This window comes from Sinorhizobium meliloti (assembly GCF_017876815.1).
In the GTDB taxonomy this organism is placed as follows: Bacteria; Pseudomonadota; Alphaproteobacteria; order Rhizobiales; family Rhizobiaceae; genus Sinorhizobium; species Sinorhizobium meliloti.
Genome location: NZ_JAGIOS010000003.1, coordinates 885,699 through 901,744, shown reverse-complemented (window position 1 = coordinate 901,744; position 16,046 = coordinate 885,699). Strand labels below are relative to the sequence as shown.

Here is a 16,046-nt window from a genome sequence, read left to right as displayed (position 1 = left end):
GGGGTCGCCCCCGGGAAGAGACGGGCATGGAGCGCCGTCTAGCAGCAGTGCTGATTGCGGATGTCGTCGGTTACAGCCGGATGAGCGAGATCGATGAAGCGAGAACGCGTCTTCTCTTCCACAGCGACCTGCGCGAACTCTTCGAACCGAGAACCGCCCAGCATCACGGCCGGCTTGTGAAGACAATGGGAGACGGCGTCCTTGTCGAGTTCCACAGCGTGGTGGACGCCCTGCACTGCGCGGTGGAACTGCAGCAGGAGAAAGCTCGGCGCAACGCGGCCTTGCCGCCCGAACAGCGAATGGTTTTCCGCATCGGCGTCAATTTAGGCGACATCATCGTCGAAGGCGACGACATTCACGGCGACGGTGTCAACATAGCTGACCGCATGCAGGTGCTGGCGGAACCCGGCGGCATCGCGATATCCGGAACCACATACGACCACGTCAAATCCAAGCTCGCCATCGGCTACCGTGCGCTGGGCGAGCAGAAGGTCAAGAGCATCTCGGAGCCCATCCGGGTCTATCGCGTGGTGCTCGATCCGGTGACAGAGGGCAAAATCAGCGGAGCAAGGAGAGACCGGCAATCCGGAGCTGTTCATGTAGCCGCCATAGGGATCGCCACCCTTTTATTTGCGGGACTAACATGGTGGCAGCCATGGCAGCCGGGGGGCGATGCCTCCGTTGTTAGCTCTGATACCCGCCCCTCGCTTGTCGTGTTGCCCTTTGACAACCTGAGCACCGACACAGAACAGGGCTATCTGGCCGACGGACTCACCGAGGATTTGACAACGGAACTGGCACGCATTCCCGGGCTGTTCGTGATCTCACGCAATGCCGCATTCACCTTCAAAGACAAGCCCCGCCTGCCATCAGACGTTTCGACACAATTGGGCGTTCGCTACATCCTGGAAGGCAGCCTGCGTCGCACCGGGGGCCAAATGCGCATCAATGCAAACTCATCGACTCCATGACCAATGGCAACATATGGGCGGAGCGGTTCGACGGCGAATGGAAAGCAGTGTTTGAGTTGCAGGACAGGATGGTTGGGGAGGTCGCAACGGCGCTCAAGCTTCGGCTGGTCACGAGCGAGCAAACTGCGGTCGCTGGTGGAACAACTAACCCTGCCGCGTACGAGGCATATCTGCTCGGCCGCGAACTGGAGCTGAGGGAAAAGCCAGAGGATTGGATAGAGGCGGTAAAGTACTACGAGCAGGCGTTGGCCCATGATGATGCCTTTGGCAATGCAGCGGCGGCACTCGCCTGGATGTATAGGGAAGCTCATTGGACCGAGGCCCGTTCAAAACTACTCGGGGTTTCGCAGGACGAAGCCCGTAGCAGGGCAAACGCATACTTCGCACAGGCCGCCAAGAACCCCTCTCCGGCGTACTACCGCCTCCTTGCCGGAAGACTGAACATGATGCAGAAGTCCGATGAGGCTATCGCCGCCGCCTCGCGGGCGATAGCACTCGACGCCAGCGACCCTTCCAACTACGAGTCGCTGAGTATGGCCATGATTTTTAACGGCAGGGTCGAGGATGGGCTCGACAATCTTGATGCCGCAGCACGTGTCGATCCCGCTTGGTCGCGCTGGCGCTACTTCCTTGCCGGACTCGCCTACTTCTCGACGGACCGTTACGAGGAAGCTGTCGTCGCCCTCGAAAAGATCGGTCCGGAACTGAAGGAAACCTCGTATTGGGACTTTTGGTCGGGCTACTCTGGCCTCATGGTGCTCATTTCCTCCTACGGTCAGTTGGACAGAGACGCCGATGCAACCGCAGCTCGTGAGAGGCTCAAGCCATATCTGGCCCAAGCACAGGAGCCTGAATACACAGGGTTGATGGCCGCCGTCGAATTTCCGTTCAAGGATTACGTCAACCTCGAACGACTACTCGTGGGTCTGCGCAAGGCAGTCGTGCCGGAGCTCCCCGACGGCTTCACCCCAAAGCGGGGAGTTCGCCTCGACGCGGGAAGTGTAAGGACGTTGCTCTTCGGTCACGAAATTCAGGGGCGCAATGTCCGGACAGGCGAGTCATATCGTAAGCGCGTAGGGACCCCCACGTATCAATTGACGCGCTGATCGAGGATTTTCTGCATGAGTCATGCGGAGAATCCTATGAGCGACAGTGTGAATCAGCCACGAACATTCGAGGTTTTGACGGCGGCGCCGGTGCGGGCGCGGCGCAAGCCGCGAGACTGGCCGAACGAGGAGAAGGAGCGCCTGATTGCCGAGACGTTGTTGCCTGGAGCCAATGTCTCTGCGATCGCGCGCGCTGAGGGATTGGATCCCTCGCAGCTTTACGGGTGGCGTCGCAAGGCACTGTCATCGGGGTTGGTTGCGCCCCTGACGGAAACCGCGAAGAAGGAGGTCAAGTTCGCGCGCGTTGAGCCGGTGGCAAGCTCTGCGGTCGAAATCGTCCTCGGTGATGTCGTGGTGCGCGTCGGCGGCGATATCGAGTCGGATCACCTGGTGAAGATACTCCGAGCGGTCCGCAAGGCATGATCGCGTCCGGCGTTGTCGTTTACGTGTCGTGCCAGCCGGTCGACTTCCGAAAAGGTGCGGCATCCTTGATGGCTCTGGTCAGAGATGGCGGTCTCGACCCGTTCAACGGAGCGCTTTATGTGTTCCGGTCGAAACGGGCGGACCGTGTTCGCATCGTCTGGTGGGATGGCAGCGGTGTCTGCCTCTATTCGAAAACCCTCGAGGAGCAGAGCTTTTGCTGGCCGGGCATATCGGCCGCCAGGATACGTCTGGACCATTCGCAATTAATGGCGCTTCTGGCCGGTCTGGATTGGAAGAAGATCCGGCCAACCAAGGTCAGACGGCCGTTGCTGACGGGCTGAACAGGACTGCGGCAAGATGAATCATGCTGCTGTAATGATTGGGAAAGCGGCTGTTTTTGTGCTCTATTCGCCCGCATGGATTTGCCCCTTAGCGACCTGCCGGACGACGTTGATGCGCTGAAAGCGATGGTTCTCGCGTTGGCGCGCGAACAAGCCGCGAAAGAGGTCCGGCTGAAGGTGGCCGAGGCTGAGATCGCGCGGTTGGAGGCGGTTGAGAAGAGCGCCAACGAGCGGATTGCCAACCTGACCTTGATCATGAAGGTTTTGCAGCGCACGCAAAATGGCAAGCGCTCTGAGCGGCTCCGCCTCGGGGTCAATGACGAGCAGGTCTCCTTTGCCTTCGAAGAGGTCGAAACCGGCCTATCGGCAATCCGCAGCGAACTCGATCGCGCAGCCAAGGACAAGCCGAAGCGAGCGCCGCGTCCGCGCAAGGGTTTTGCCGCCCATCTCGAGCGCATCGAAGAGGTCATCGAGCCGGAAATCCCGGCCGGGTGCGAGGGGCTGGCAAAGGTTCTGATCGGAGAGGACCGCTCCGAGCGGCTGGACGTAGTGCCGCCGAAGTTCAGGGTTATCGTGACGCGTCGCCCCAAATACGCTTTCCGGGGCAGCGACGGCGTGGTCCAGGCCTTGGCGCCGGCACACATCATCGAAGGCGGCCTGCCGACGGAACGGCTGCTCGCCTATATCGCCGTTTCCAAATACGCCGATGGCCTTCCTCTTTATCGGCAGGAAGCGATCTATTTGCGTGATGGCGTCGAGATCAGCCGATCGCTGATGGCCCAATGGATGGGGCATCTGGGCTTCGAACTGCAGATGCTGGCCGATTATATCCTGGAGAGGGTCAAGGAGAGCGAAAGGATCTTTGCCGACGAGACGACCCTACCCACTCTTGCGCCCGGTTCGGGCAAAACCACCAAGGCCTGGCTTTGGGCTTACGCACGCGACGACCGCCCCTATGGCGGAACCAGTCCGCCGATGGTGGCCTATCGATTTGAAGACAGCAGAGGTGCGGATTGCGTGACGCGTCATCTCTCCGGATTCACCGGCATCCTGCAAGTGGATGGCTACTCGGCCTATACTAATCTCGCCAAGACGCGGGCCAAAACCGGCAGCAACGAAACGGTCCAGCTTGCAGGATGTTGGGCACATCTACGGCGCAAGTTTTATGACCTGCACATCAGCGGAGTCTCGCAGGCCGCCACAGACACTGTCCTGGCAATGACCGAGCTCTGGCGCATCGAGGATGAAGTTCGCGGTAAGGATGCCGACAGCCGCGCGGCCCGGCGCCAGGAGAAATCCTCGACCACCGTCGCCAGCCTCTTCGAGCTCTGGGAAAAGGAACTGGGCAAAGTCTCGGGAAAATCCAAAACCGCCGAGGCGATCCGCTACGCGCTCACCCGGCGCGAGGCGCTGGAGCGCTTTCTGACGGACGGTCGCATCGAAATCGACTCCAACATCGTCGAACGGGCGATCAGGCCCCAAACAATTACGAGAAAGAATAGCCTATTCGCCGGCAGCGAGGGCGGTGGACGAACTTGGGCGACGGTGGCCACCTTGTTGCAGACCTGCAAAATGAACGGCGTCGATCCGCTCGACTGGCTCTCGGAGACCTTGACCCGCATCGCTCAAGGCTGGCCCGCATCCGAAATCGAAGCTCTCATGCCCTGGAACTTCAGGTCAGACGCCGTCAGCTAACCGCTTACGTCATATCGGCGGGTGACGGCGGAAGACGGCACGACACGAATGACCGTCGGCGATTGGACTGACCATGGGATTAGCACAGTCGAGGGCGACATGCTTTGTTCTATCTATCCAACGCGGTGGCGTTTCTGCGGCGTCGTTTTCCGCAAGTCCGACAGCACTTTCGCTCAAAAAAACGAGTATCTGCTAGTTCTCCAGTCGGACAGGTTCGAATTCTCGGTCGTTAAGTGAGATCGGTCTGTGACTGGCTTAGACTTCCTTCGCAGGTGCTCATCCTGATCACGGGAAACTGAGCGGTTCGGCATGAGTATAGATCATTTCACGTCATCTTTGCCGGACCGTTAGTTCGAGATGAAATGGTACTATCCGTGACGCTATGCGCATATGCATCCGTAGCTCTACGATTCCGGACAACGATCTCGAGCGACTTCGCGGCCGCCGGACTCGGCCTCAGGCCAGCAGCAATGTTGCACCATTCCGCGCAACGGCAGTACGCTTTTGTTGTGCAAGTTGTTGGCGGCGACGAACAATAATCCTAAACGGTCTCGCCCATTCCACTCACAGGGCCTCAGTCGAAGCGCGAACTCATCGATACCGGGACCGACAAGCGCTATGTGCGGCGCGACGAAAGCGGGAAGTTCAAAGAGTCGGTGGATGCCGGCCGTTCCCTGTCGTCGGACAGGGGAACAGAAGGCGAAGCACGAAGCGAAACCAGGCCAGGGCGACAAGGGCGATCGCTGAAGATCGCCCCCTACAACGTCAACGGGGTGAATGGCCGTCTGGATGTCCTGCTGCGAACTCGAAGGAGTTTGATTCTTCACGCCAGCGAGCGGAGCAAGGTCCAGGGCGCGAATGAATCCTCGTCTTCGGCACGGTCCCCTGCGCATCGTTCTCCGCCGGGTCGCTTCTTTACAGCTCGGTTCCCCGCCATCCAAGACACGGGCGTTCGGGACTTCGTGGTGGGCGTCTTCCAGCGGGAGAACGGGGGAGCTCGGATGAGATTGTTGGGTATGAGCCTCATGATCTCGTGGACGCCGGGCCGCCAATGCACAGTGACGTCCTATGCCTTCACGAACGCATAGCCGCTCCCGCGACGCTCCGCATACCCGATGCCTGGATACGCCCAGTGGTAACCGAGCATCCGCAACTTCTCGGACGCAGCCCGATCCAAGAGCATTTGCCTGCTTTTGAGCGCGGTCTCCGCATCGGTATCGAAGCCGAAATGCCATGAAGGATGCTCGAAGAAGATGACATCATTGGTGCAGGCGTCCCCTGTGACGAGGAGGTTCCCGTCGCCGGCGAGTTCGATTGAGATGTGACCTGGCGTATGGCCTGGGGTGCCAACGACCAGCATGCCAGGCACGATCTCCTCGCCCGGTTTGACGAGTGTCAGTCGGTCCCGTACGGCGAACAGGTCGCGCTGGGCCCCCTGCGCGAAACCGTGCAGGACTTGAGGCATTTTGGCTTCGAAGTTCTTGTCGGTCCAGAAATCCCATTCGACCCGGCTGACGAAGTAATGGGCATTGGGATACAGAACCTTGCCGTCGGAGGTGGTCGTCGCGCCCGAGTGATCGGGATGGGCATGGGTGAAGACGACCTTCGTGATCTTCGCGGGGTCCACGCCCAAGGCGCTGAGGTTGACCGCGAGCTTCCCGGCCGTGGACTGGAAATTCGACCCGGAGCCGTTGTCGATCAGAATGAGGTCGTCGCCGTGGCGGATGAGTGGAATGTTGGCCTGCACGGGCGCGCCTTGGTCGTTGCCGCCGAGCCTTGCCATTATCATCTGCCGTTCCTCGGGCGTGGTGTCCGGCAGGAGTATTTCGGCCGGCAGTGTAATGAAGCCGTCACTGACGACGGTGATGTCGAACGCGCCGTGCGTGAACCGATGGAAACCGGAGGCGTACACGCCTGGCGGGAACATTGCGGCCGAAGCCGCCACGGCGGTGACTGAGAGTAAGTCGCGACGCGTGAATAGCACTGCTCTTGGATCGCTCATCTCGTCTCTCCTCTCGGCCGATACCGTGCGGCCGCATGTTTCAGCGAGAGGTGCGGCCCGAGGTCGCGTCTTGTCCTTTCATGCTGCTCCCAGAGGTCGCTGTCGGCGAGCGAGGGGATCGTCACCACCTCGCCACGATCCAAGCCAGCTAGGGCCGCGTCCACCATCTCGCCCGCATCCATCATCATGTCCTCGGGGATCACGCTGATGTCGATGCCGGCTCTGTCGAATATCTCGGTGCGCGTAAAGCCCGGAAGCACGGCTTGCATTCGGACGCCGTGCGGCTCGAGTTCTGCGGAGAGCGCCTGCGTCAGAGCAAGAACGAACGCCTTTGTCGCAACATAGGTCGCGTTAAAACGCTCGGGCAACAGCGCCACCGCGGAAGCTATGTTTATGATCGCTCCGTTGCGGCGGCGCGCAAAGGCGTTCGCCGCCGTCGCGGTCAGGGAATGCAGGACGTCGACATTGAGCTGCACCATCTTGCTGAGACCGTTAAGGTCCGATGCCAGCAAAGGGCCGTTCGGGCCGATGCCGGCACAGTTCACAAGCAGGGATATCCCGGCGTCCGTCCGAAGCTTCGCCAGTACCCGTTCCAGATCGGCAGCGCTGGTAAGGTCTGTGATCAGAGGCGTGACGACCACGCCGTGGTCGCCTGACAGGCTGCTGGCCAATGATTTCAGGCGGTCGAAGTCACGGGCGACGAGAATGAGATCGTGACCCCGGCGAGCCAGGCGTTCGGCGTATACCGCGCCGATGCCTGATGAGGCTCCGGTGATAAGTGCTGTTCCTTGTGTCATTTTGCTTTCCTATTCGCTTGAGTGGCGTTGAGAGCGGTCATGGCACGGCCGCCACGATGAGGAGAGCGCCGCCGGTAGCTACGGCATCCTCGATGAGGGCGGCCGGAGTGTCGCGTCGAAACGCTGCAGCGAGTTTGCCTCGGGCGGCAGCACCCCCAAGCGTCCCGGCAATCGCACCAAGCGTGCCAGCGAGTAAGCCTCCGGCGAGAGACCCTCCAGCCGCGCCAACGGTGCCCCCGGCGAGTGCCCCCATGAGAATGCGAGCGCCGAATTGCATCGGCACTTTGCGGGACGGGGTGTTCGGGAGCTGATCGGTGACGAGCTCGATGAGCGCCAGCGCCGTAAAAATCCAGGGCGTCCACCTGTATCCCATGAAAGCGAGCGGCGTCCCGGAGACATCGAACCAGTCGAGGTGGGCCGCCCAGGCGACGGCCGCCGGGGCTGTCATTGCACGAAGGCCTGCGATGATGCCGATGAGCAGTGCGAGGACGGTTGTCACCAGTATTCCCCCTTTTCGATGCGTCTTTATCGCCTTGTCAGGCAAACAGGATGGCGAGCCGCACCGAAACGATGGTCGCGGTGCGGCTCGCCTCGCCAAGGCGGCGGGTCAGTCGCGGATGAAGTCCAGCAGGTCCGCGTTTATGATTTCGGGGTGGGTGGTGCACATGCCGTGAGGCAGGCCTTCGTAGGTCTTGAGCGTGCCGTTCTTTAGGAGCTTGACCGAAAGCGGAGCGGAGTCGGCATAAGGGACGATCTGGTCGTCGTCGCCGTGCATGACCAGCGTCGGCACCGCTATCCCCTCGAGGTCTTCGGTGAAGTCCGTCTCGGAGAAGGCCTTGATGCAGTCGTAATGGGCCTTCGCGCCACCCATCATGCCCTGCCGCCACCAGTTGTCGATGACGCCATGGCTGATTTTCGCGCCGGGACGGTTAAAGCCGTAGAACGGCCCGGCAGGAACGTCGAGGAAGAACTGGGCGCGGTTGGCGACGAGCGCGGCGCGAAAGCCGTCGAAGACCTCGATCGGCAAGCCGCCGGGGTTCTTGTCCGACTTCACCATAACCGGCGGAACCGCGCCGATCAGCACGGCTTTCGCAACGCGCCCCAGCTTGGCCCTTGCGACATAGTGCGCGACCTCGCCGCCGCCCGTCGAGTGGCCGACATGGACCGCGTCCTTGAGATCAAGTGCATCCGTCAGCGCCGCGACATCGGCTGCATAGGTGTCCATCTCGTTGCCGGACCACGTCTGCGTCGAACGGCCATGGCCGCGGCGGTCATGCGCGATGACACGATAACCCTTGTCCAGGAAGAACATCATCTGGGCGTCCCAGTCGTCGGCGCTCAGCGGCCACCCGTGATGGAAGACGATGGGCTGGGCGTCGCGTGGTCCCCAGTCCTTGTAGAAGATTTTCGTTTGGTCCTGGGTCTTGATGAACGACATGTCCTCACTCCTCTTCCCGGTTGAAGTCTCTGGAGGCGCGGCCGACGTTTTGCCGGGCAATACCATTGCGGCGACGGCGAAACCTCCCGCAAGCAGCACGGCCCGCCGTGTGGCCTCCGCCGTGAATGCGTCTGATTGTTCATCCATTTGCATCTTCCTTGCGGTGTGTGCCTGACCGATTACAACCTCCTCCAGAAAGGGCGTTTTCGCGAGTTAAGTGTCGTAAATCCGTGCAAAGGAGCGGTGTAGCTAGCCGGTTACGCCGTCGTCGCGAACTGCCTGCGAAGTTCGATCACGTTCAGGAGTGCGTGTGCCGCGAGCGCCGCAGCCTGCCCACTGTCCCCGACGACCAGCAAGCCGCTCCCCGCACCTTCGGCAGCGATGTCGAGGCCTCGGCCGGGGATGATCGCCACGGGCTTCTGGTCTGCCAGGAATGCGCGGATTACGGGCGCGACGCCCAGCTCGTCCGCCTCCCAGATTGATCCTGAAAATCCGAAGCAGAACGCTGCGTCGAAATCGTCGATGACGATCTGGTCGAGGCTCAGGGTATCCGCAAGGTCATCTCGCGCCTCGCGATCCGAGAGAAAGCGTTGAACGCATGGCTCCTCGCTTGGGCACTGGCGCAGATCGGAAGCAAGTGCGGCATATCCGCCCGTTGGCGTGGCGAGAACGACGTCCGCCTCTAAGTCCTTGAACATGTAGTAGACGTGCGCAATTCGCTCTATGCGTATTTCATCGTTCGGGGACTCTCTGACCATATCCGCCGACAGAATGACCAATAGGCGGATCGGTGTGGCATGGTCCATTTGCACTCTCCTCTTCCTGGCATTTGTGCACGGATCGGGGAGGGCGGACGAGTTGCGAGTTGTAAATCGGTGTAAACGGTACGCTCTAACAGAATCTCACGAAGGCACGGAAGGATCGCCTGGGGGACTGATTGGCGGTGGGTGCATCCCGCCTTGGGCAGCGGCCAGCGCGGCGCGGCACTGGGCGATGTCCTCCACGATGAGACGTTTCCATCCCTCCGCCCTGTCGACGAGGGCGCTTTCGAGAGCGGTTTCGAACGCGGCCAGTGCCGACGGTCCACCGCCCGCCGTCTGGGCTTCTATCTGCCCCTTGACTCGATGAAGCTCGGGCAGGCACCAGCGCTCGCCAGAAGAGGCGCAGCGGCCGAGCGCTGCATTTATTACCACCAGCGCCTCATCTAGGCAGCCTGAGGCGGCAAGAGCCTTGGCCTCCGTCGTCTGGAAGATCGTCTGGAAGAGCGTGAAGCCTGCCCCGACGAGCACGCCCATGCTCGAGCGTATCTGCGTCAGGCACTCGCCCGGCTTTCCCGCTCTGAGCTGAAGTTCGGACTCGAAGCAGTCCGCATAGGTGTTCCAGACATCGAGTGACAGCGCTTTCGTGTGTTCGCGCAAAAGCTGGATGTATTCTGCTGCGAGCTCGTTCCGGCCGGAAAGCAAAGCTATGGGACATGCCGCCTCCGCCAGGACGTTGCTGAGCGAAAGGTGGTGGCGGATGTCCAGCGCGTGACTGAGAGTCTCTGCGATCTCACGGAGGGCGGCATCCTCTTCCCCCAGGACCCAAAGGCACCGCGCCAGAATGATCCTCGCGGTCACTCGCTGGTCGAACTGGAAACGGACGGAATGCCGCCCGTCGGGAACGGTCTCGTAATCGGCCAGCATCATCCGGAGCTCGTCCGCCGCTTCGGCATGTCGGCCGAGCCAGTGCAGCGTTGCTCCATGCATGCGGCGTCCGATGATAACGTCTGCTCGGTCGGGCGCGGATGGCGCGACTGCCAGATAACGATCGACCAGCTCGAGGGCGAGTCTCGGCTCCCCTCGGTTTATGGCGTCTACCCACAGCGCCCATATGGCACGCAGCTGGTAGTCGATGTCGCCCAGCTTTTCCGCGATGTGCAGGGCGGTCGTCCATGCGGCTATGCCATGCTTCGACGCATCGGTGGATCGCATCTGTGGCCATCCAAGCGCAGCGTACAGCTTCATCCTGCTCCGCTCGTCGAGGTCGGGTCGCACGTCGAGGTGGCCGAGCGCCTTGGTTACGGCGACCAGACATTCGTCGAGTAGGGAGAGGCGGAAGAAGAGGGGCAGAGCGGCCACGGTCAATCGTACCGCTCGGAGGATGTCGCCCGATTTGCCGAAGCCCCAGTCGAGCGCAGCGCGAAGGCCAGGCACCTGCTGCGCGAAATCCTGCGACCACTCGTCCATCGAGACGGAATAAATCTCCTCTTCCGCCGCCTCCAGCAACGCGATGAGGTGTTCGGAAAAGCTGGACATGACAACGGAGAACTCTCCGGCGTCGGCCAGTTTCTCCAAAGCGTAAAGGCGGGTGGTGTCGAGCAGGCGATAAATAGGCTCACCGTAATGGGTGTCCGCGACCAGCAACGATTTCGACACGAGCGCCGCAAGAAGGTCGTCGGCTTCGGCGCTGGAGATAACGGCGCGCGCGGTTTCTCCCGTGAAGCCGCCTGGCAGGACCGAAAGTTCTTTCAGAGCCTGCTGCTCGGGGGGCGGGAGGCGCAGATAGCTCCAGTCGATCGTCGCACGAAGCGTCTGATGCCGGGGAAGCGCCGTCCTTCGGCCGCGCGACAGCACGCGGAAGCAATCGGAGAGGGACCGTGACAGTGCGGCTATGCCAAGGGACTCAAGGCGGCCCGCCGCAAGCTCGATTGCCAGCGCGATGCCGTCGAGCCTCGAGCAGATTTCCGCGACGTAGGGCGCGTCGACATCCGAAAGTTCGTACCCTCCAAGACAGGCGTCGGCACGATCCACGAACAGCTGGACCGCCGGGGAGATCAAAGCGGCCGCGGCGGTGGCGGCAGACGGAGGAAGACCCAAAGGCTGCAGGCGGTAGACGCGTTCGCCGCGTGCGCGGAGAGGCTCGCGGCTCGTTGTGAGTATTCGCGGGGATGTTGTCTGATCCAGCAGCGCTTCCGCAAATTCGGCAGCGTGCTCCACAACGTGCTCACAACTGTCCAGGACGACCACCACATTACGCCCATCAAGATGTGCGTTTATGTCCTTCAAAATGTTGTCGGTGCGGATCAGGATGCCCAGCTCCGACGCGACCACGGTGGGGATCAGAACTCCGTTCCCGACTTCCGAGAGGTCGATCCAGATAGCGTTAAGGTCTGCCGCACACCTCGACAAGACGGCTTTCGCGACGGTTGACTTGCCAATGCCGCCTGGTCCGCAGATCGTGACCAGCCGCTCCTTGGTCAGCTGGCCCGCAATTCCTGCGATGCTTTCCTCCCGGCCGAAAATGCGCGCGGGAAAGCGTCCGGAGTGCGAATTCGCAAGCGGAGCGACACGTGGGGAGGCTGCCTGGTTGTCCCGTTCCAGAGGGGCGATGAACGCGTATCCGCGTCCCGGAACGTTGCTTAAGAACCGCGGAGAACGTTGGGTATCCCCAAGTGCCTTTCGGAGCGCCGAGAGATGCACCCTGAGGTTCGCCTCGTCGACGAACGTATTGGGCCAGACCTGCTTCACGATCTCGTTGTTGGTCTTCAACTCGCCGGGATGCGATGCGAGGAATGACAGGATGTCGAGCGCCCGGCTTCCCAGCGGCACCGCTGCTCCCTCCTTCAACAGGCTGCGCCTGGAGGGGATTAACCGGAATGGCCCGAAGCGTATTTCCTCTTCCAAAGCGCCGTCCTCTTGGAACTACCGAAGATTGAGCCGGCGACGCGTTCGTTGTCAATGAAACCGCAAAAGAAGCGGATTGCGTCTCCCCGCGACTTGGCACCCACAAGGCGATTGCAGTTGTCTAGGACATCGATATTCTCCTAGAGCGGGAAGAGTGTTCGGGGGCGAGGCATGCGTATTGGGCTGGGCGTCTGGAGTTTGTTCGCCGGGTTGATGGCAGTGTTTTCGCACACGCATGCGGCTGTCTCAATCGAGCAGCTACAAATCGAAGGCGGCGATATCGTACTTGTGGTTCGTGGCGAGTTCGAGTTCGGAGACCGGCCGGAAGCGCTGAGTGCCGCGGTCACTCAATCCGGCGCGCGCGTCGTGACCTTCAACAGCGATGGCGGAAACGTCCACGCGGCCATGGCCTTCGGACGGACGATCCGCGCTCTCGGACTCGAGACAATCTAGTTGCGGGCAGCGGAGTGTGCCTCGGCTTGCGCGCTGGCGTTCGTCGGCGGCGTCAGGCGAGCAGCCGAACCAGGTTCGATCGGGGTCCATCAATCCTCCTTCTCGGGCGATGCGGCGCTTAAAGTCACGAGGCGGTCGCAGCTGTTCAGGCCATCACGGCGGAAATCATGACCTACCTTATTGAGATGGGGGTCGATCCAAAGCTCCTGCAGCTGAGCCTTTCGATTCCCAGTTCGGACATCCGGTACCTGACTGCCGGCGAGATGACGCAGTTCGGGGTGACGACATCCTTACCGGCCACAAATCAGAACGTCACAGCAAACGGTGGGAACACCCCACCAACTAAGCAGATGCCCACGATCGCAGCGCCGTCGGACGAAACCCGAGCCCTTCGGTTTATTGCCGAGTATCACGATGCGTGGTCGCGGGCGAACCCAGACGCACTGGCTTTCATGAGCACGGTCTACGCCGAGAGCGTGGGCTTCTATGGCAAGGCTGTATCACGAGATGAGGTCCTGAATGAAAAGGCTGCGTTCGCTGAGAGGTGGCCGGTACGGGCTTACAGCGTGAAGCATAGCTCAGAGCGGGTGGTCTGCGCCTCGACGTGTGCCGTCAGCGGTGTTGTCGAATGGTTCGCGCATAGTCCGAGACGAGCGAAATCTTCGTCGGGAGTAGCCGATTTTTCCCTGACATGGGACCCCTCGACAAGCAGGATCATGTCCGAAACCGGTCCAGTCCTGGCGACGGACAGGAAGGCGCGCGAACCAGTCAGGATCATATCTCAATGGCAGGATCAAAACGGACAGTGCAGGGGAGGTTCTGGCGACTCAGACGAGACGCGGGAAGCCTGCAGCCGTCGGGAGGCGATCGGGGCAAAACTCCAGGCAGTGGGATGGTGCTATGGCCGGGAAGGGGAATATGGCTATCAGATGGGGGAATGGCATGTTTGCGGAAGGCAATGCTAAGGGGTGCGCCTTAGATGGGTGTTGGATGCTGACAAAACCGAACATCTGTTCCTCAAGCCGCAGGATCTGGGTCCAGATGACGTGTTCGACGCGAAGGGGCGGTCAATCAAAGACGTGAAGGATGAGGCCCAAGGCACTGGGAAAGGTGCTGGTCCTCGGCGTGCCTCGTGGCTCCGGAGGACATCGTCTACGCACGCGGCGCGGCCATTGCGTCCAATGCAAAACCGCAACGCTCGGATTCTCCAGCGGGCGTCGGCTTTTGGGAATTTCTACATTGCCACTTCGCTCCGCCTGAACTGGACAAAGGCAGCGCGGCGTAACGGTCGAATACTCGGCTTCGTGAAGCCGTCCCATGTCGTCAGACAGGCCTCGACGGTTGACCTGATCACCCAGTGTTGGCCTTCGAACGCGAATTGAAGTGCCGCGTCCGTTCCGGGGCGCGACGCTGCCGAAGTAACTTGGCAGCTTTCGGCCCAAAGCGGACATGACGCAGTGACAACGCGGGTCGCAGTTGCGCCAAGTCGCCATTCCGCCCCATGCGGGTGATTAGATCACGAATTCCTCCTCGTACGTCTGTGGCTCGGGAACGACCGTAACCTCCACCGGAACGATCCAATTGGCCGCGTAGCTCTCGCAGTCGGAACGCGGGAGCTCGGGCTGCACGCACCCCGCCCCATCGATCGCGCGACATCGCAGTATATATCGCCCGACTTCTTCAGGGGTCCACATGTACTCCCACAAGCGCCATGCAAAGGGACGTTCTGTTTCGAGGAGCCTTCCCTCGCGCCAGCCCCTGCCATCGCCGGTGCAGACCTGCACCTGCCGGATAACAGCCTCTCCGCTCCAGGCGGCTCCGAAAATCCGATACGGTTGGCCGGCGATGAGATGCGCCCCCTGCACGGGACGCGCGATCTGTGCTTTGACCTCCATCTCCGCAAGCGGGATCAGCCTGGGTTCCCCGAGGCTGCGCTCCCAACGGAAATAGTCGCGCGCCTGCCAGTAGCCAAGGAACGGTTGCTCCACAACCGTGATATGCGTGATCCACTTAACCCAAGCCATGCCGAACCAGCCACCCACGACCGCGCGTAGCGGGTAGCCGTGATCGCGCGTCAACGCCTCCTCGTTCATCGAATAGGCAAGGATCGTGCTGTGAGCCATTGCCTTCTCAAGCGGTAAACTGCGGGCAAAAGCGATGCGGCCGGGAGAAGCCGTTTTCTTGTTCGTGTCGACGACGCCGCTGTCTGCGCCTACGAGCAGAACCTCACGTGCGGTTCGCTTAACGCCCGCCATTTCCAAGATCTCGCGCAGAAGAACACCTGTCCACGCGGCATTGCCGACGGCTCCGTTCTGCCACTGCAACCCCTCCTTCGGCGGCTCATAGTAGACGCGCCCGTTCCCTGCGCACTCGACGACGGCGGTGAAAATCGTGCTCCGCATCGCCTTGATGCTGTCGAGGTCAAGTTCGATTGGCCGCTCCACCGCCCCGCCAACGCGCAATCTCCAGTCTCGCGCATCGAGGTCCGGCGACGCGAAATGGTTTCGCACGAAGAACAGCTCGGTTGGGATCAGCCAATCGGAGAGCGACGCAAACGGAAACTCGATGTTCTGTGGGGATTTCTGTCGAACTATTAGACTGGGTCGCTCTGGTGTCGGCATCGTCCTCGTCTCCCCTTCCAAGAGCACAACGCCGGCTCTCGGTCGCGCGAATTCCGGTTCGATCACACCGCCCCTCGCAGTGCGTCTGTCGCGTTCCGCCCTTCGGTTGCATTCTAGCACATACCGCACGTTGCGACCTCGAACGGCAGCAAAGGGCCCGAATGCTATATGCCCACGTCTCTTTTGCGCGCCCAAGTCGGTCATTCAGGTCGCCTTTGGCATTTCCTGAAAGTTGACGGTCCGCTTGGACCGATAGCGGGCTACTCTCTAGTGTCTGTCACCTCCGTCTCTACTCGAGCCGCTGCGATGCGTCCTAGCGCCGTTGGTGACCTTTGGGTTGCCATTGGTGAGCAAAACCATTCTTCCCACGAAACTCTCCGCCTCAAAAACTGCAAGCGTCGATTCGGTTTGGCGCGCGAATGATAATCGTCGAACACGTCCCAGTATTGCGTCGCGCAATCGAAACGCTAGTGTGGATGGTAAATTGGTTGGGTATTTTCACCGTGATCTTGCGTCGTGTCGCACTAGTGGCCT

14 protein-coding genes and 1 pseudogene are annotated in these 16,046 nt (G+C 61.0%); 8 read left to right on the top strand and 7 right to left on the bottom strand.

Going from position 1 to position 16,046, the window contains the following annotated elements; translation table 11 throughout:
* The first annotated feature begins 26 nt into the window (after positions 1 to 26).
* The 6 genes and pseudogenes from JOH52_RS35560 to JOH52_RS36345 all read left to right on the top strand — a co-directional run bounded on the left by JOH52_RS35560 (position 27) and on the right by JOH52_RS36345 (position 5,283).
* Positions 27 to 971 (top strand): adenylate/guanylate cyclase domain-containing protein, encoded by a 945-nt coding sequence (locus JOH52_RS35560; RefSeq protein WP_234834455.1) that lies wholly within the window; start codon positions 27 to 29, stop codon positions 969 to 971.
* Positions 968 to 2,077, top strand: coding sequence for a hypothetical protein (locus JOH52_RS35555; protein WP_014531952.1), 1,110 nt, complete (start codon positions 968 to 970; stop codon positions 2,075 to 2,077). The genes JOH52_RS35560 and JOH52_RS35555 overlap by 4 nt, the downstream gene beginning before the upstream one ends.
* A gap of 36 nt (positions 2,078 to 2,113) precedes the next feature.
* A complete protein-coding gene (locus tag JOH52_RS30760; RefSeq protein ID WP_015008426.1) occupies positions 2,114 to 2,500 on the top strand; it encodes a transposase in 387 nt (128 codons plus the stop codon).
* A gap of 68 nt (positions 2,501 to 2,568) precedes the next feature.
* A complete protein-coding gene (gene tnpB, locus JOH52_RS30755; RefSeq protein ID WP_011970902.1) occupies positions 2,569 to 2,841 on the top strand; it encodes an IS66 family insertion sequence element accessory protein TnpB in 273 nt (90 codons plus the stop codon).
* A gap of 75 nt (positions 2,842 to 2,916) precedes the next feature.
* Positions 2,917 to 4,536, top strand: a complete 1,620-nt coding sequence (gene tnpC, locus JOH52_RS30750) for an IS66 family transposase (protein WP_014531950.1) — start codon at positions 2,917 to 2,919, stop codon at positions 4,534 to 4,536.
* 557 nt (positions 4,537 to 5,093) lie between these two features.
* A pseudogene (locus JOH52_RS36345) lies at positions 5,094 to 5,283 on the top strand (hypothetical protein).
* Positions 5,284 to 5,602: 319 nt separating this feature from the next.
* Here JOH52_RS36345 and JOH52_RS30740 read toward each other — a convergent pair.
* The 6 genes from JOH52_RS30740 to JOH52_RS30715 form a co-directional block, all read right to left on the bottom strand.
* The gene (locus JOH52_RS30740; RefSeq protein ID WP_014531948.1) at positions 5,603 to 6,538 is read right to left on the bottom strand and encodes an MBL fold metallo-hydrolase; all 936 of its coding nucleotides are present in this window, start codon (positions 6,536 to 6,538) and stop codon (positions 5,603 to 5,605) included.
* Entirely contained in the window at positions 6,535 to 7,335 is an 801-nt protein-coding gene (locus tag JOH52_RS30735; RefSeq protein WP_014531947.1) for an SDR family NAD(P)-dependent oxidoreductase, read from the bottom strand. The genes JOH52_RS30740 and JOH52_RS30735 overlap by 4 nt, the downstream gene beginning before the upstream one ends.
* A gap of 37 nt (positions 7,336 to 7,372) precedes the next feature.
* The gene (locus JOH52_RS30730) at positions 7,373 to 7,834 is read right to left on the bottom strand and encodes a membrane protein (RefSeq protein ID WP_014531946.1); all 462 of its coding nucleotides are present in this window, start codon (positions 7,832 to 7,834) and stop codon (positions 7,373 to 7,375) included.
* Between the two features lie 108 nt (positions 7,835 to 7,942).
* Positions 7,943 to 8,773, bottom strand: coding sequence for an alpha/beta fold hydrolase (locus tag JOH52_RS30725; protein ID WP_041862579.1), 831 nt, complete (start codon positions 8,771 to 8,773; stop codon positions 7,943 to 7,945).
* Between the two features lie 257 nt (positions 8,774 to 9,030).
* The gene (locus JOH52_RS30720) at positions 9,031 to 9,579 is read right to left on the bottom strand and encodes a type 1 glutamine amidotransferase family protein (RefSeq protein WP_014531944.1); all 549 of its coding nucleotides are present in this window, start codon (positions 9,577 to 9,579) and stop codon (positions 9,031 to 9,033) included.
* 96 nt (positions 9,580 to 9,675) lie between these two features.
* The gene (locus tag JOH52_RS30715) at positions 9,676 to 12,438 is read right to left on the bottom strand and encodes an ATP-binding protein (protein ID WP_014531943.1); all 2,763 of its coding nucleotides are present in this window, start codon (positions 12,436 to 12,438) and stop codon (positions 9,676 to 9,678) included.
* Between the two features lie 171 nt (positions 12,439 to 12,609).
* Between JOH52_RS30715 and JOH52_RS30710 the strand changes: the two genes are divergently transcribed.
* Positions 12,610 to 12,891, top strand: coding sequence for a hypothetical protein (locus tag JOH52_RS30710; RefSeq protein WP_014531941.1), 282 nt, complete (start codon positions 12,610 to 12,612; stop codon positions 12,889 to 12,891).
* Positions 12,892 to 13,058: 167 nt separating this feature from the next.
* Complete coding sequence (locus JOH52_RS30705) at positions 13,059 to 13,856, top strand: hypothetical protein (protein WP_014531940.1); 798 nt, start codon at positions 13,059 to 13,061, stop codon at positions 13,854 to 13,856.
* Between the two features lie 546 nt (positions 13,857 to 14,402).
* Here the strand turns inward: JOH52_RS30705 and JOH52_RS30700 are convergent.
* Complete coding sequence (locus tag JOH52_RS30700) at positions 14,403 to 15,512, bottom strand: sulfite oxidase (RefSeq protein ID WP_013845043.1); 1,110 nt, start codon at positions 15,510 to 15,512, stop codon at positions 14,403 to 14,405.
* Positions 15,513 to 16,046: the final 534 nt, after the last annotated feature.

Coding starts and splice junctions, on each gene's coding strand:
- JOH52_RS35560 (WP_234834455.1), top strand. CDS start 27: ATGGAGCGCCGTCTAGCAGCAGTGCTGATTGCGGATGTCGTCGGTTAC.
- JOH52_RS35555 (WP_014531952.1), top strand. CDS start 968: ATGACCAATGGCAACATATGGGCGGAGCGGTTCGACGGCGAATGGAAA.
- JOH52_RS30760 (WP_015008426.1), top strand. CDS start 2,114: ATGAGCGACAGTGTGAATCAGCCACGAACATTCGAGGTTTTGACGGCG.
- tnpB (WP_011970902.1), top strand. CDS start 2,569: ATGGCTCTGGTCAGAGATGGCGGTCTCGACCCGTTCAACGGAGCGCTT.
- tnpC (WP_014531950.1), top strand. CDS start 2,917: ATGGATTTGCCCCTTAGCGACCTGCCGGACGACGTTGATGCGCTGAAA.
- JOH52_RS30740 (WP_014531948.1), bottom strand. CDS start 6,538: ATGAGCGATCCAAGAGCAGTGCTATTCACGCGTCGCGACTTACTCTCA.
- JOH52_RS30735 (WP_014531947.1), bottom strand. CDS start 7,335: ATGACACAAGGAACAGCACTTATCACCGGAGCCTCATCAGGCATCGGC.
- JOH52_RS30725 (WP_041862579.1), bottom strand. CDS start 8,773: ATGTCGTTCATCAAGACCCAGGACCAAACGAAAATCTTCTACAAGGAC.
- JOH52_RS30720 (WP_014531944.1), bottom strand. CDS start 9,579: ATGGACCATGCCACACCGATCCGCCTATTGGTCATTCTGTCGGCGGAT.
- JOH52_RS30710 (WP_014531941.1), top strand. CDS start 12,610: ATGCGTATTGGGCTGGGCGTCTGGAGTTTGTTCGCCGGGTTGATGGCA.
- JOH52_RS30705 (WP_014531940.1), top strand. CDS start 13,059: ATGACCTACCTTATTGAGATGGGGGTCGATCCAAAGCTCCTGCAGCTG.
- JOH52_RS30700 (WP_013845043.1), bottom strand. CDS start 15,512: ATGCCGACACCAGAGCGACCCAGTCTAATAGTTCGACAGAAATCCCCA.